This is a genomic window from Pseudomonas spirodelae (assembly GCF_034653255.1).
GTDB lineage: Bacteria > Pseudomonadota > Gammaproteobacteria > Pseudomonadales > Pseudomonadaceae > Aquipseudomonas > Aquipseudomonas spirodelae.
Window position 1 is genome coordinate 1 of sequence record NZ_JAYEET010000017.1, and the last position, 14,350, is coordinate 14,350.

A 14,350-nucleotide genomic window follows, 5' to 3' on the forward strand; every position below is an offset into this window, starting at 1 on the left:
TCTGACCCACTTGCGAATCGTGTTGCGCGCCAACCCGGTGCGCTTGGCTATCTCATGCAGCGACAGCTTGTCGCGGAAATACATCCGGCGAATTTTGCCCATCATTTCCATACTGATCACCCTGTGTTCTCCTGCTCAAAAATTGAGCAGAAGCAGTTGAACACCTGGGTCAGTTTTCAGTCGGCAGAACAGCCTCTACTGGGTCAGTTTTCGGTCAGCGGCAACAACCAGCTCGCCAACCCGGGTACCCGCGAGCAGCACCTCGACCGAGGCCACGTTCTTCATTTACGCCCCCGGACTCGTCCGCTCTGCTTGAGCTCATCCAGCGAGACGGGCTGCGCCTGCGTAAACAACCCAGACAGCTGCTGCGCCACGCCCAGGGACGAGGCCAGCAGCACCATCGCGTCCAGGGTGATTTGCCCAGTCGTTTCAAAACGCTTGATGGTCGATTCTGAAACCCCGGCCCGTTCGGCCAACGTCTTGCGCGAGAGGTTCTGCGCCAAACGCAGCACGCGAGCATTCTCGCCGACCTGCTGGGCCAGTTCGCTTGGAGAGAAAAGCGTATGGGTGAGTGCCATCAAAAACGCCTTACCGGCCACATATCTATATAAAGATAATAGACCAAATTTAGACCATTAAATTCAAAAAATAATAATAAAGGGTCATTTATGAGCTTTAGCAATCATCAGGATCATCTGGCGTGACCGCCTCCATTCGACGCCCGTAGAACGCCACCCAATCTTCATCGCCGAACTCCCGGCACAACAGCCCTTTCAGAAAGCCGTGCCACTCGCCAAGAGCCACGGCCTTCTCATCGAAATAGGCATAGCGGTCGTAGATGGCATCCACCGACAGATCGGTGTGGTTGAGGATACGGCTGCGCACATCCTTGCCCAGCCCCTGCCGGGACATGTGCGTGGTCGCACTGCGGCGCAAGTCATGCACGGTCGGACGCGGGTAATCCTCCGCGATACGCAGCAAACTCTCCTCTTCTACACGGTCTTTGTCTTTCACATAATCGTCGTAGAAACGGCGCATCGCGCGGTTGAGCGAGGGCTGTGTCTGCGGCTTGGCGGGCCAGCGCCCTGGAAACACATACTGCCCCGGACTAGGCAACACTTTGCTGTCAGCCCAACGCGCGGGATCTGCCGCCACCACTTTCTGCACCTGCCGCTCACGCAGGTATTTCAAAATGCTCAGCACATCCTCCGACAGCGGGATGGCGACGGGATTGTTATTTTTCTCGAACGTACCCGAGCGATCCCAGATAGCGTCCTCAAGGTCGATGTCGATCCAGCGCATCTGGACGATCCGACCTGAACGCTGCGCGAGCATCAGACTGAGCATCAAGGCGAAACGGGTGTTCTGAGTAACGGTAGGCTCAGTTAAGCGGTGCAGAAACCACACCAGCTCGTGCCGATTGAGGCTGCGCTCGCGCGCTTTCTCCTTGGCCACGCTCTTCATTTTGACCAGCGGTGTTGCGTTAAGGATTTCGCGCTCGACGCAGAAATTGAACATCGTGCGCACCACGGCCAACATACGATTGGCCTGCACCGGAGCCGTTTTGGCCTTGTCATCGAGCAGCGCGACCACTTGCTTGCGCGTGACATCTTGAATTTTCGTGCGCCCCAGATGCGTCACGAACTCGCGCTTCAACATGCGCTCATCCTCACGCCAGGACTTCTTGTTTTTCCGTGCCCAGCCCAGATAGCTTTCAACGGCCTCCTCAAGGGTCGAACTGGTGCGGTACTCGGTCAGTTCTACAATCTTCTTCTGCCCGGGATCGACACCCTGCTTGAGCAACTCGATGGCTCTGGCTGCTTGGGCACGCGCCTCCGACAGTGACAGATCGGGGTATTTGCCGAGGGTTAGGCGGCGCGCCTCGCTATGAAAGCTGTAGAGCAAGATGAAACTTATGCATGTCTTGTTGACACGCACCCCGAACGTACCGTGCCCCGGCATGGGTGGATCGAGGATATCAATACGCCCCTTCTTCGGGTCATATTTGAGCCGTTTCAGGGTGTGCTCGTTCATCGCGGTGCGCATCGTCATAGCGAAATCCTGACCGTTTCTGGGGTAGGTTTGGGGTAGGATTATAGCGCCCGGGGTAGGACTGGGGTAGGGATTTGACCAAATAGTGATCAGCACCTATATTCAGCGCTGCAGCCCACTAAAACCGTTAAAAACCTTGTTATTCAGTTACTTATAAAGCGTCAATTCTGTCAATTTACGTTATACGACCTGTGGATAACAGGCCTTTGACAGTGACTTGTAATCAGTAGGTCCCGGGTTCGACTCCTGGTGCCGGCACCATATAAAGAAAGCCTCGCAGCGATGCGGGGCTTTTTTATGCGTATTGGAAAGACTGATGGCTTGCCCGCACGAACTCAGCTTGTAACACTGCCTGACAAAACTTACCGACCGCCTCTTTAAAAAGGTATAGGCCCGTGCACATTCTTATTACCGGCGGCGCCGGCTTTATTGGCTCAGCACTGATTCGTCATCTACTAAATGACACCGAGCACCAAGTGCTCAACCTCGACAAATTGACCTACGCCGGCAATCTCGAGTCGCTGGCAAGCGTTGCAGCCCACCCACGCTATAAATTTCTGCAGGCAGACATCGCCGATACTGCCGCCGTCAGCCAGGCACTGGCAGAGTTTCAGCCGGATGCGATCATGCACCTGGCGGCTGAATCGCATGTCGATCGCTCCATCGATGGCCCGGCAGCCTTTATTCAGACCAATATCGTTGGCACCTACGCGCTGCTGGAGGCCACACGCAGCTACTGGTCGCAGCTGGAGCCGGCGCGCAAGGCAGCGTTTCGCTTTCACCATATATCCACCGACGAGGTGTATGGCGATCTGCATGGCGTGGACGATTTGTTCACCGAAAACACCGCCTATGCACCCAGCTCACCCTACTCTGCAAGCAAGGCGGCCTCCGATCATCTGGTGCGCGCCTGGCAACGGACTTATGGGCTGCCCGTACTGATCACCAACTGCTCGAACAATTACGGCCCTTATCACTTCCCTGAGAAACTGATTCCGCTGGTCATCCTTAATGCCCTGGATGGCAAGCCACTGCCGGTGTATGGCAACGGCCAGCAGGTACGTGATTGGCTGTACGTGGAAGACCATGCCCGTGCGCTGTTCAAGGTCGTCACCGAGGGCCAAGTCGGCGAAACCTACAACATCGGCGGGCATAATGAGCAGACCAACCTGCATGTAGTGGAAAGCATCTGCGCACTGCTGGATGAACTGACTCCACGCCAGAACGGCTCTTACAAAGAACAGATCAGCTTCGTGACAGATCGCCCTGGTCACGATCTGCGCTATGCCATTGATGCCAGCAAGATTGAGCGCGAACTAGGCTGGACGCCGCAAGAAACCTTCACCAGTGGCCTACGCAAAACCGTGATCTGGTATCTGGACAATCTTGCTTGGTGCCGCCGCGTACAGGACGGTAGCTACCAACGCGAACGCCTCGGCGCACTTTAAGGAGCAGCACAATGAAAGGCATCATTCTCGCCGGCGGCTCCGGCAGCCGCCTGCACCCCATCACCCTGGGCGTGTCCAAACAGCTGCTGCCGATCTATGACAAGCCGATGATCTACTACCCGATCTCGGTGCTGATGCTCGCCGGCGTGCGCGAGATCCTGATCATTTCCACCCCGCAGGATCTGCCAAACTTTCGCAAGATGCTCGGTGATGGCAGCCAGTTTGGTGTGCGTTTCGAGCACATCGAGCAACCCTCGCCTGACGGCCTGGCTCAAGCGTTTCTGTTGGGCGAAGAATTTATTGGTACGGACTCGGTCTGCCTGATCCTCGGCGACAATATTTTCCATGGCCAGCACTTCACCGAGAAACTCCTGCGCGCGGCCGCCGAACCCAGCGGTGCCACTGTATTCGGCTACTGGGTTAATGACCCACAACGGTTTGGCGTGGTCGAGTTCGACGCTCAGGGTAAGGCCATCTCGATCGAGGAAAAGCCCACAGAACCGAAGTCCAGCTACGCGGTGACCGGTCTGTACTTCTACGATAACGATGTAATCGAGATCGCCAAGGCGGTTAAACCGTCACCACGCGGCGAGCTGGAAATTACCGACGTCAACAACGCTTACCTGCAACGCGGCGACCTGCGCGTTGAGCGTTTCGGCCGCGGCTTTGCCTGGCTCGATACCGGCACCCATGACAGCCTGCTGGAAGCCTCGCAGTACGTGCAGACCATCGAGCACCGCCAAGGCCTGAAAGTCGCCTGCCTGGAAGAAATCGCCTACCAACAAGGCTGGATTGATCGCCAGCAATTACTGGTACAGGCCAACGCCTTCGGCAAAACCGGCTACGGCCAGTACCTGTTCAAACTGGCCGAGGAGTGACCATGCAGGCTATCGCCACTGGCATCCCCGAGGTACTCATCCTAGAACCCAAGGTGTTCGGCGACCAACGCGGCTTCTTCTTTGAGAGTTTCAATGCCCGTCGTTTCGCCGAAACCACTGGCCTGCAACGCGAGTTCGTCCAAGACAACCATTCGCGCTCGCAACGCGGCGTATTGCGTGGCCTGCATTACCAAGTGCAGCAGGCGCAGGGCAAATTGGTCAGGGTCACGGCAGGCGAAGTGTATGACGTGGCTGTGGATCTGCGCCGCAGCTCAGCTACTTTCGGTCGCTGGGTTGGCGTGCATTTGTCCGCCGAAAACAACCGCCAAATGTGGGTGCCGGAAGGCTTTGCCCATGGCTTTGTGGTACTCAGCGAATTCGCCGAGTTTCTCTACAAAACCACCGACTACTACGCCCCCGAACACGAGCGCTGCATCCGCTGGGATGACCCAACGCTGGCCATCGAATGGCCACTCGAAGACGCGCCACAGCTATCTGCCAAGGATCAAGCTGGCGTCAACTTTGCCGATGCGCAGGTGTTCCCATGAAGATTCTCCTACTCGGCCAGCATGGCCAGGTTAGCCAGGAGCTGCAGCACACTCTAAAAGAGGCAGGCGAGCTGACCGTGCTGGGCCGCGATCAGCTGGACCTCGCTCATGCCGAGCTGATTCGTCAATCAGTTCTAAGCCACCGCCCTGCGCTGATTCTCAACGCGGCCGCGCATACCGCCGTGGATCAGGCCGAGCGCGAGCCGGAACTGGCCTTTGCGATCAATGCCACAGCACCCGGCATTCTGGCTGAAGTAGCGGCGGAGCTGGACGTACCACTGATTCATTACTCCACCGATTATGTCTTCGATGGCAACCAAGTCGAGCCCTACCGCGAAAGTGACACCCCCAACCCCCTGAGCGTTTACGGGCGCAGCAAGCTGGCCGGAGAGCAGGCGATTCAGGCGGTTGGCGGCATGCACCTGATTCTACGCACCAGCTGGGTTTACTCGCAGCACGGCCGCAACTTTCTGCTAACCATGCAACGCCTGCTGCAGGAACGCGAAACGCTTAACGTGGTGGCCGATCAAATCGGCGCACCGACCTGGGCCGGCAGCATTGCCCAGACTACAGCGCAACTAATTGAACATTGGCGCAACGGCCAAGCTGGTCCCTGGGGCGTTTACCACCTGACCGCGCTGGGTGAAACAAGCTGGTTTGGTTTCGCCCAGGCGATTGCCGAACACCTGCAAAGCCAAGGCAAACCCGTGGCGACGCTGCACCCCATCCCCAGCAGCGCCTACCCTACACCGGCACAGCGCCCACTCAACTCGCGCCTGAATTGCCGCCAACTTCAACAGGACTGGCAACTACAGCTGCCAACCTGGCAGAGCGCATTGGACGAGTGCCTGGCGGCTCCCTAGCGCGCTGTGCGGCAGGCCTGTTCAATGAGGCCTGCACGCTGAATGATCGCGCTGAGTCGCTACCATGTGAGCGGGCTTGCTCGTTTATTGCATAAGCGCCACTCTCATCCGACTCCACCGTCCGAGTAAGCGCATGTCAGCTCCGTCACCCCACCCTCGCCGCCCACGCTGGAGAAGCCTGGCCATTTTAGTTCTGCTGTTGGCTCCCCTACTGTGGCCACTGCAACAGTTGACGGAGCGTTACTACAGCGGGGTGTTGGTCGAACAGAACCGGCAAACCCTCGATCTGTATGTGGCGAACCTGCTGGGTACCCTGCGGCGCTACGAAGTTTTGCCGCCCATTCTGGCGGACTTGCCGGCCTTGCGCAGCGCCCTGCAGAACCCTGAACAAGCCCAACTGCGCACAGCGGCCAATCACCTGCTCAACCAGATCCGCCAGCAGACCGGGGCTGATGTGATCTATCTGATGGCGGCCAACGGCACCACGCTGGCGGCATCAAACTGGCAGCAGGAAGACTCCTTCGTAGCGCGCAATTTCTCCTACCGCCCCTACTTCCTCGAAGCCATGCAGGGCCGGCCTGGACGCTTCTTCGGCCTGGGTACGACCTCCGGCAAGCGCGGCTACTTCTTCGCCGCCGCGATTCGCGACGGTGCGAAAACGCTCGGGGTGATGGTGGTCAAAGTCGACCTTGATCACACCGAAACACTCTGGGGCAAACGCCCGGAGCAACTGCTGGTAACCGATAGTTATGGCGTGGTGATTCTCACCTCACAGGCCGACTGGCGCTTTCACGCGACCCGCGAGCTGGATAACGCTGAGCGCGCGGCGATTGCCGATACCCAGCCCTATCGCATCCAGTCACCGCCGCCACTGCAACTCAACCGCGATGCCTGGCTGAGTCAGGGGCAAATCCTCGATGAGATCGGCTGGACCGTAAGTATCCTGACGCCACGCTCGCAACTCGATCAACCCGTGCGCACCACCATGGCGGTCGGCGGCAGCACCCTGTTAGCGCTGGTTCTGCTAATCGGTCTGCTGATGCAGCGCCGCCGCCACTACCTGGAGCGCATCGCCCTCGACAGCCAGGCCCGCCAGCAGCTTGAGCAGCGCGTGTTAGAGCGCACCCAGGACCTGGAACGGCTCAACAGCCGGCTGAAAGAGGAAGTCCTGGAGCGTGAACAGGCGCAGCAGGAGCTGGTGCAGGCCCAGGATGAACTGGTGCAGGCCAGCAAACTCACAGCCCTGGGCACCATGAGTGCGAGCATCAGCCACGAACTCAATCAGCCGCTGGCCGCGATCCGCAGCTACGCCGACAACGCCTGCGTGCTGCTCGACCACCAACGCGGCGACGAAGCCCGCGCCAACCTCAAGCTGATCAGCCAGCTCACCGAACGCATGGCATCGATTATTGCGCACCTGCGCGCCTTCGCCCGACGTGATCGCCACGCCCCGGAAAGCGTGGCCCTGCAGCCAGCCATCGACGATGCCCTGGCGCTCCTGGCCAAGCGCCGCCAGGCCATGCACGTTGAGCTGATTCGCGACCTGCCAGACGCGACCCTGTGGGTGCAGGCCGGGGAAACCCGCCTGCGCCAGGTACTCGGCAACCTGCTGGCCAACGCCCTCGATGCCTTGAGCGAAGTGCCGCAGCCACGCCGTCTTTGGTTAAGTGCCGAACTCACCGCCGAGGGCGTCGACCTGCACCTGCGTGACAATGGCCCCGGTTTCAGCCAGGAAGCGCTGCAGCGCGCCCGCGAGCCATTCTTCACCACCAAAACCAGCGCCCAGGGCCTCGGGCTGGGCCTGGCCATTTGCGATACCCTGATGCGCGCCCTGGGCGGCGAACTGCTTTTTGCCAACCATCCTGATGGCGGCGCCCAGCTAACCCTGCGGTTGCGCGCCGCAGCACAGGGCATCAAAACTCAGTCGCCAGAGGATTTTGTTGTATGAGCATGATCGACTCCCGCACCCAGGTGCTGCTGATCGACGATGACCCGCACCTGCGTCAGGCGCTGAGCCAAACCCTCGACCTGGCCGGCATCAAGGTCAGCAGCCTGGCCGACGCCCACGGCGTGGCGGCGCGCATCGAGCGCGACTGGCCCGGCGTGGTGGTCAGTGATATCCGCATGCCCGGCATCGACGGCCTAGAGCTGCTGCAACAGCTGCAAGAGCAGGACCCGGAACTACCGGTACTGCTGATCACCGGACACGGTGACGTGCCGCTGGCGGTGCAGGCCATGCGCGCCGGCGCCTATGACTTTCTGGAAAAACCCTTCGCCAGCGACAACCTGCTCGACAGCGTACGCCGCGCCCTGGGTCTGCGCCGCCTGGTGCTGGATAACCGCAGCTTGCGCATGGCCCTGGCTGATCGCCACACCCTGTCGGCACGTTTAATCGGCCAGTCGCCAGCCATGCTGCGCCTGCGCGAGCAAATCGGCGCGCTGGCCGGGATCAACAGCGATGTGCTGATCCTCGGCGAAACCGGCGCCGGCAAGGAAGTGGTGGCGCGCGCCCTGCACGATTTGTCGAGCCGCCGCGCCGGGCCGTTTGTGGCCATTAACGCCGGCGCGCTGGCTGAATCGGTAGTGGAAAGCGAGCTGTTCGGCCACGAACAAGGCGCCTTTACCGGGGCGCAAAAACGCCGTATCGGCAAGTTCGAATTCGCCAATGGCGGCACCCTGTTCCTCGATGAAATCGAAAGCATGAGCCTGGAGGTCCAGGTCAAATTGCTGCGCTTGCTGCAAGAGCGGGTGGTCGAGCGCCTTGGCGGAAACCAGCTGATTCCGCTGGACATCCGCGTGATCGCGGCGACCAAGGAAGACCTGCGCCAGACCGCCGACCAGGGCCGTTTCCGCGCCGACCTGTATTACCGCCTGAACGTTGCGCCGCTGCGTATACCGGCCCTGCGCGAGCGCGGCGAAGACGCTCTGCTGCTGTTCCATCACTTTGCCGAAGCTGCCAGCAACCGCCATGGCCTGGCCGAACGCAGCCTGCAACCTGGCCAACGCGCGGCGCTGCTGCGCCATCCCTGGCCGGGTAATGTGCGTGAATTACAAAACGCCGCCGAACGCTTCGCCCTTGGCCTGGAACTGGACCTCGACCTGCAGCCCCAGGCCGCTCCAGCCAGCAATGACGAGAACAGCAACGGCCTAAATGCCCAGGTGGAAGCCTTTGAGCGCAGCCTGATCAGTGCCGAACTGAGCCGCTCGCACAACTCACTGCGCAGCCTGGCCGAAGCCCTGGGCGTACCGCGCAAAACCCTGCATGACAAACTGCGCAAACATGGCCTGAGTTTCGCCGACGCTGGCGGAAGCTCGCCAGATAGCCCTGAGTAACCGGCGGATTTCCGCCAAAACTCACAAAGCCGTGCGCACAAAACACCCCAACCATGCACTGCAGCAACCCGCCAACCGCCGCCAACGCCGCGCTCCAGCAGGTAATAAGGCCCAACCCAAGAGCCTGGCATGGCGGTTGCTCTACCCTCTTGCAGGCGATGTATAAACGCAAAAATCTAGGCCATTGCTGCCCAGCGTCCGTCACTTTCTGACAGGCCGCCTAGACTTGAGCATGTTCGCCCAACTTGCAGCGCTGCGGCGCATTACGCGATACAAAAACAAGAGGAAAGACTTCATGTTCAAACTGACTGCCAAGGCGCTGGCTTGCGCCCTGTCGCTGAGCATCGCCGGTATGGCACAAGCGGCCGACCCGATTGTGATCAAGTTCTCCCACGTGGTTGCCGACCATACCCCTAAAGGCCAGGGTGCCGCGCTGTTCAAGAAGCTCGCTGAAGAGCGCTTGGGCGACAAGGTCAAGGTCGAGGTGTACCCGAACTCCTCACTGTTCGGTGACGGCAAGGAAATGGAAGCGCTGTTGCTCGGTGACGTACAGCTGATCGCCCCATCGCTGGCCAAGTTCGAGCAGTACACCAAGCAAATCCAGGTATTTGACCTGCCGTTCCTGTTCCAAGACATGGCCGCAGTCGACCGCTTCCAGCTGAGCCCGGAAGGTCAGGCGCTGCTGAAATCCATGGAAGACAAGAACATCACCGGCCTGGCCTACTGGCACAACGGCCTCAAGCAGCTGTCCGCCAACAAGCCACTGCGCGAGCCGAAAGATGCCCGCGGTCAGAAATTCCGCGTACAGGCGTCCGCCGTACTGGAAGAGCAGTTCAAGGCAGTTAAAGCCAACCCACGTAAAATGAGCTTCGCCGAGGTTTACCAAGGCCTGCAGACTGGCGTGGTTAACGGCGCCGAAAACCCTTACTCGAACATCTACAGCCAGAAAATGCATGAAGTGCAGAAGTTCATCACCGAATCCAACCACGGTGTTCTGGACTACATGCTGATCACCAACACCAAGTTCTGGAACGGCCTGCCTGCTGATGTACGCAGCGAGCTGGACAAGATCATCGTGGAAGTGACCGCCGAAGTGAACAAACAGGCTGGCGCCCTCAACGACGGTGACAAGCAGCGCATCCTCGACGCGAAAACCACCGAGATCATCACTCTGACCCCTGAGCAGCGTGCTGAGTGGCGCGATGCCATGAAGCCGGTGTGGAGCAAGTTTGAAGCTGAAATCGGTGCAGACCTGATCAAGGCGGCCGACGCAGCCAACCAGTAAGGCGGTACAGGCTGCAGCCTGAACCCAACCACAGCGCAGCCCTGGGGCTGCGCCATTGGCTAAATACCCAGGCGGCTTTCTGCTCGCCTGGGTATACCGCCCTCTAAACCACTGGAGACTTTATTGATGAACGCCTTGCGGCGCGTCTGGGAGCACTTCGAGGAAGGCTTTATTGCTTTTCTGCTGGCTGCCATGACGCTGGTGACTTTCGTCTACGTGATTCTCAACAACCTCTACACACTGTTCTACAACCTGGCGGACCGCTGGGAAGGTAGCAGCGAGTTGTTCTTCGCCATTGGCGACAGCATTCTTGGCATGGCCCAGTCGATGACCTGGAGCATTGCCCTGACCAAAGCATTATTTGCCTGGCTGATCTTCTTCGGCCTGGCCTACGGCGTACGCACCGCCGGGCATATCGGCGTTGATGCGCTGGTCAAACTGGCGAGCAAACCAGTGCAGCGGGTGATCGGCCTAATCGCTTGCGTGGCCTGCCTGGGCTATGCCGGGCTGATTTCTGTCGCCAGTTTCGACTGGGTCAAAACCCTGTTTATCGCTGGTATCGGTGCCGAGGACCTCGGTCACTACGGCATCATGCAGTGGCATATCACGGCGATCGTGCCGTTCGGTTACGCCATGGTATTTATCCGTTTTCTGGAAATTTTCGTGCGCATCCTGCGCAATCAACAGACCGGCCTGGGCCTGGCTGATGAAGCCGCTGACGCGCTGAAAATCAATGAACACGGGGAGCATAAGCAATGACCATTCTGTTCCTCTTTCTCCTGCTGTTTTTGCTGATGTTTATCGGCGTGCCGATTGCCGCCTCCCTGGGCCTGGCCGGCTCAGTGACCATCATGCTGTTCAGCCCGGACTCGGTGCGTTCGCTGGCGATCAAACTGTTTGAGACGTCCGAGCACTACACCCTGCTGGCGATTCCGTTCTTCCTGCTGTCCGGTGCGTTTATGACTACCGGCGGCGTGGCGCAGCGCTTGATCGATTTTGCCAACGCCTGCGTCGGGCATATCCGTGGCGGCCTGGCGATTTCTGCGGTGATGGCCTGCATGCTGTTCGCCGCGCTGTCCGGCTCAAGCCCGGCCACGGTCGCAGCGGTAGGCTCGATTGCCATCGCCGGCATGGTGCGCTCGGGTTATCCGCAAGCCTTCGGCGCGGGCATTGTGTGCAACGCCGGTACCCTGGGCATCCTGATTCCGCCGTCGATCGTCATGGTGGTATACGCCGCCGCGACCGAGCAGTCGGTGGGCAAGCTGTTTATGGCCGGTGTCGTACCGGGCCTGCTGCTGGGCGTGGCCTTGATGGTGGCGATCTATATCGTCGCGCGGAAGATGAACCTGCCCGCCATGCCACGCGCCAGCCTGCGCCAGTTGCTGACCACTGCACGCAAGGCGATCTGGGGCCTGCTGTTGATGGTGATCATCCTTGGCGGCATCTACTCCGGCATGTTCACCCCAACCGAAGCAGCCGCTGTGGCGGCGGTTTACGCGGGCTTCGTGGCACTGTTTGTATACAAGGACCTGAGTTTCCGCGAGTGCCCTAAGGTGCTATTGGACTCCGGCAAGTTGACCATCATGCTGATGTTCATCATTGCCAACGCCATGCTCTTCGCCCACGTCCTCACCACTGAGCAAATCCCTCAGACCATCACCGCCTGGGTGATCGAGATGGGCTTGCAGCCGTGGCAATTCCTGCTGGTGGTGAACATCGTGCTGCTGGTGGCGGGGGCTTTTATGGAGCCGTCGGCGATCATCCTGATTCTGGCGCCGATCCTGTTCCCGATTGCCGTGCAACTGGGCATCGACCCGATCCACCTGGGCATAATCATGGTGGTGAACATGGAGATCGGCCTGATCACCCCACCAGTGGGGCTCAATCTGTTCGTCACCTCGGCGGTGACTGGCATGCCGCTAACGTCGGTGATCAAGGCCGCGTGGCCGTGGTTGATGCTGCTGCTCGGCTTCCTGATGGTCATCACTTACGTGCCTGCCGTCTCCATGGCGCTGCCGAACTGGCTGGGCATGAGCTGACAGCGACTCCGTGTGTACTTCCCTACACACTTTTTCAGCCCGGCCTTAGCGCCGGGCTTTTTTGTGGTGCGCGTTCGTAGGATGGGTTAGCCGCATACCGCCATTGCCAGGCGCACACTATTTTAGGCGCGGCGTAACCCAGCACCGCCGCAATGCGCTGCATTGTGTGCGGGGTAGATAAGCCGGGTTAAACCCGCGCCAACTCCGGCAGGTCACCGGACAGCCCCAATGCCTGGCGTACAAACAGCGCCTTGGCTTCCGGCAGCTCATCGACCCAGTTGAGGCCACTGTTGCGCAACCAGCGCAGCGGCAGAGGATCGGCCTGGAACAACCGCTCGAAGCCCTCCATTGCCGCCATCATCGCCAGGTTGTGCGGCATACGCCGACGCTCGTAACGGCTGAGCACCTTGGCATCGCTCAAACGCTCACCGCGCTGGGCGGCGTGCAGCAGCACCTCGGCCAGTACCGCGACATCAAGAAACCCCAAGTTGACGCCCTGCCCGGCCAGCGGGTGGATGCTGTGCGCGGCATCGCCAATCAGCGCCAGGCCGTCTTCAACATAACGCTTGGCGTGACGCTGGCGCAGTGGGATGCACAGGCGCGTATCGGCGTGCAGCACTTCGCCAAGACGATGCTCGAAGGCAAAGCCCAAGGCGCGGCGGAAACCCGGCTCATCCAGGGCCATCAAACGTTCGGCTTCGCTTGGCGTGACCGACCAGACAATCGAACACCAATGCTCGCCTTCCGGCCCAGCCAGCGGCAAAAAGGCCAACGGACCGTCATCGGTAAAACGCTGCCAAGCGGTTGCCTGATGCGGCTTGCTGCAACGCACGCTAGTGACAATGGCGTGGTGCAGGTAATCCCATTCACGGGTGGCGCAACCGGCCAGCCGCCGCACCGCCGAGTTAGCCCCATCCGCCGCAATGATCAGCGGCGCGCGCAGTTCACGACCGTCCTGCAGGCTCAGTAACCAGCCATCGCCAGAACGGCGCAGCTGCTCGACGCGGGCATTGGCCAGCAGACCAATCGAGCTGTCGTGCAAACGTTCGAGCAGCGCATCCTGCACCACCCGGTTCTCGACGATATGGCCGAGCACCTCGGCATGCACGCTGGCCGCGCTGAAATGAATCTGCCCGGTGCCGGAGCCGTCCCACACCTGCATCTCGCCATAGGGGCAGGCGCGACGGGCTGCGATGCTCTGCCAAACGCCGAGGCGCTCAAGGATGCGCTGGCTAGCCCCAGACAGCGCACTCACGCGCGGCTCGAACGCGGCCTGCGGGTCAAAGGGTTTGACACTCAGCGGGCTGCCGTCGACCAGCAGAATGTCCAGCCCCTGATCGTCCAGGGCCAGCGCCAATGCGCTGCCTACCATGCCTGCGCCAACGATGATCAGATCCGCTTGCATCACATATTCCTTGTTCAGGCTGCCTGCCGAACGCGCGGCTTAAGCCGCACGTAAAGAGTCTTGTGCACCCGCGCCACCAGGGTGCCGCTGCCATCGCGCACTTCCACATGCAGCTCGGGCAGGTATTTGTCACCGTCTGCGGTGTGCTGGCGGATGTCGCTGAGCAGCTGCTCGTCGATGCTGAAGTCGGCGTACACCGGGCCTTTGCCAGGCGCGATAAAGTCGATGCGCGCGGCCTTGTCCCAGACAATAAAATCACGGCCGAGGTTTTCCATGATCATCAGCATGAAAAACGGATCGGTCATGGAATACAGGCTGCCGCCAAACTGGGTGCCAACATAGTTGCGGTTATACCAGCCGAGGCCCATCTTCACCTGCACCTGACGGAAGTCCGCGCTAATCTGCCGCACCCGCACACCCGCCCCCAGGTAGGGCGGATAGAGGTTCATTGCCCAGCGCAGCAGTCGCGCCTTGCGCGCCAATTTCTTCGCAGGCATGG

Annotated in this window: 13 protein-coding genes; 9 read left to right on the forward strand and 4 right to left on the reverse strand. The window is 60.0% G+C overall.

Annotation, left to right across the window (positions count from 1 at the left end; genetic code table 11):
* Positions 1 to 281 precede the first annotated feature (281 nt).
* Positions 282 to 578, reverse strand: a complete 297-nt coding sequence (locus tag SOP97_RS06415; protein WP_003284007.1) for a helix-turn-helix domain-containing protein — start codon at positions 576 to 578, stop codon at positions 282 to 284.
* Between the two features lie 97 nt (positions 579 to 675).
* Positions 676 to 2,052, reverse strand: a complete 1,377-nt coding sequence (locus SOP97_RS06420; RefSeq protein ID WP_322948653.1) for a tyrosine-type recombinase/integrase — start codon at positions 2,050 to 2,052, stop codon at positions 676 to 678.
* Between the two features lie 395 nt (positions 2,053 to 2,447).
* Between SOP97_RS06420 and rfbB the strand changes: the two genes are divergently transcribed.
* The 9 genes from rfbB (at position 2,448) to dctM (ending at position 12,446) form a co-directional block, all read left to right on the forward strand.
* Complete coding sequence (gene rfbB / locus SOP97_RS06425) at positions 2,448 to 3,500, forward strand: dTDP-glucose 4,6-dehydratase (protein WP_274088258.1); 1,053 nt, start codon at positions 2,448 to 2,450, stop codon at positions 3,498 to 3,500.
* 11 nt (positions 3,501 to 3,511) lie between these two features.
* Positions 3,512 to 4,378, forward strand: coding sequence for a glucose-1-phosphate thymidylyltransferase RfbA (rfbA, locus tag SOP97_RS06430; RefSeq protein WP_322948655.1), 867 nt, complete (start codon positions 3,512 to 3,514; stop codon positions 4,376 to 4,378).
* Positions 4,379 to 4,380: 2 nt separating this feature from the next.
* Complete coding sequence (gene rfbC / locus SOP97_RS06435) at positions 4,381 to 4,926, forward strand: dTDP-4-dehydrorhamnose 3,5-epimerase (RefSeq protein ID WP_274088256.1); 546 nt, start codon at positions 4,381 to 4,383, stop codon at positions 4,924 to 4,926.
* On the forward strand, positions 4,923 to 5,789 hold the full coding sequence (rfbD, locus tag SOP97_RS06440) for a dTDP-4-dehydrorhamnose reductase (protein ID WP_322948657.1): 867 nt from the start codon (positions 4,923 to 4,925) through the stop codon (positions 5,787 to 5,789). Before rfbC ends, rfbD begins: the two co-directional genes overlap by 4 nt.
* A gap of 133 nt (positions 5,790 to 5,922) precedes the next feature.
* Positions 5,923 to 7,737 carry a sensor histidine kinase gene (locus SOP97_RS06445; protein WP_322948658.1) on the forward strand — a complete coding sequence of 605 codons (1,815 nt, stop codon included), beginning with the start codon at positions 5,923 to 5,925 and terminating at the stop codon, positions 7,735 to 7,737.
* Entirely contained in the window at positions 7,734 to 9,122 is a 1,389-nt protein-coding gene (locus SOP97_RS06450) for a sigma-54-dependent transcriptional regulator (protein ID WP_322948660.1), read from the forward strand. The genes SOP97_RS06445 and SOP97_RS06450 overlap by 4 nt, the downstream gene beginning before the upstream one ends.
* A gap of 295 nt (positions 9,123 to 9,417) precedes the next feature.
* The gene (dctP, locus tag SOP97_RS06455) at positions 9,418 to 10,407 is read left to right on the forward strand and encodes a C4-dicarboxylate TRAP substrate-binding protein DctP (RefSeq protein WP_274088252.1); all 990 of its coding nucleotides are present in this window, start codon (positions 9,418 to 9,420) and stop codon (positions 10,405 to 10,407) included.
* A 126-nt stretch (positions 10,408 to 10,533) separates the two neighbouring features.
* Entirely contained in the window at positions 10,534 to 11,166 is a 633-nt protein-coding gene (locus tag SOP97_RS06460) for a TRAP transporter small permease (RefSeq protein WP_322948661.1), read from the forward strand.
* Entirely contained in the window at positions 11,163 to 12,446 is a 1,284-nt protein-coding gene (gene dctM / locus SOP97_RS06465; protein WP_322948662.1) for a C4-dicarboxylate TRAP transporter large permease protein DctM, read from the forward strand. Before SOP97_RS06460 ends, dctM begins: the two co-directional genes overlap by 4 nt.
* Before the next feature lie 187 nt (positions 12,447 to 12,633).
* On the opposite strand, the gene SOP97_RS06470 is transcribed toward dctM, so the two are convergent.
* Together SOP97_RS06470 and SOP97_RS06475 are read right to left on the reverse strand one after the other, a co-directional pair.
* A complete protein-coding gene (locus tag SOP97_RS06470; RefSeq protein WP_322948664.1) occupies positions 12,634 to 13,851 on the reverse strand; it encodes a 2-octaprenyl-3-methyl-6-methoxy-1,4-benzoquinol hydroxylase in 1,218 nt (405 codons plus the stop codon).
* Between the two features lie 14 nt (positions 13,852 to 13,865).
* Entirely contained in the window at positions 13,866 to 14,348 is a 483-nt protein-coding gene (locus SOP97_RS06475) for a DUF4442 domain-containing protein (RefSeq protein WP_322948665.1), read from the reverse strand.
* Positions 14,349 to 14,350 lie beyond the last annotated feature (2 nt).

What these genes read in the sequence shown, in the direction of transcription:
- SOP97_RS06445 (WP_322948658.1), top strand. Translation starts at nt 5,923, where the DNA reads ATGTCAGCTCCGTCACCCCACCCTCGCCGCCCACGCTGGAGAAGCCTG.
- SOP97_RS06415 (WP_003284007.1), bottom strand. Translation starts at nt 578, where the DNA reads ATGGCACTCACCCATACGCTTTTCTCTCCAAGCGAACTGGCCCAGCAG.
- SOP97_RS06460 (WP_322948661.1), top strand. Translation starts at nt 10,534, where the DNA reads ATGAACGCCTTGCGGCGCGTCTGGGAGCACTTCGAGGAAGGCTTTATT.
- SOP97_RS06420 (WP_322948653.1), bottom strand. Translation starts at nt 2,052, where the DNA reads ATGACGATGCGCACCGCGATGAACGAGCACACCCTGAAACGGCTCAAA.
- dctP (WP_274088252.1), top strand. Translation starts at nt 9,418, where the DNA reads ATGTTCAAACTGACTGCCAAGGCGCTGGCTTGCGCCCTGTCGCTGAGC.
- dctM (WP_322948662.1), top strand. Translation starts at nt 11,163, where the DNA reads ATGACCATTCTGTTCCTCTTTCTCCTGCTGTTTTTGCTGATGTTTATC.
- rfbA (WP_322948655.1), top strand. Translation starts at nt 3,512, where the DNA reads ATGAAAGGCATCATTCTCGCCGGCGGCTCCGGCAGCCGCCTGCACCCC.
- SOP97_RS06450 (WP_322948660.1), top strand. Translation starts at nt 7,734, where the DNA reads ATGAGCATGATCGACTCCCGCACCCAGGTGCTGCTGATCGACGATGAC.
- SOP97_RS06475 (WP_322948665.1), bottom strand. Translation starts at nt 14,348, where the DNA reads ATGCCTGCGAAGAAATTGGCGCGCAAGGCGCGACTGCTGCGCTGGGCA.
- rfbC (WP_274088256.1), top strand. Translation starts at nt 4,381, where the DNA reads ATGCAGGCTATCGCCACTGGCATCCCCGAGGTACTCATCCTAGAACCC.
- rfbD (WP_322948657.1), top strand. Translation starts at nt 4,923, where the DNA reads ATGAAGATTCTCCTACTCGGCCAGCATGGCCAGGTTAGCCAGGAGCTG.
- SOP97_RS06470 (WP_322948664.1), bottom strand. Translation starts at nt 13,851, where the DNA reads ATGCAAGCGGATCTGATCATCGTTGGCGCAGGCATGGTAGGCAGCGCA.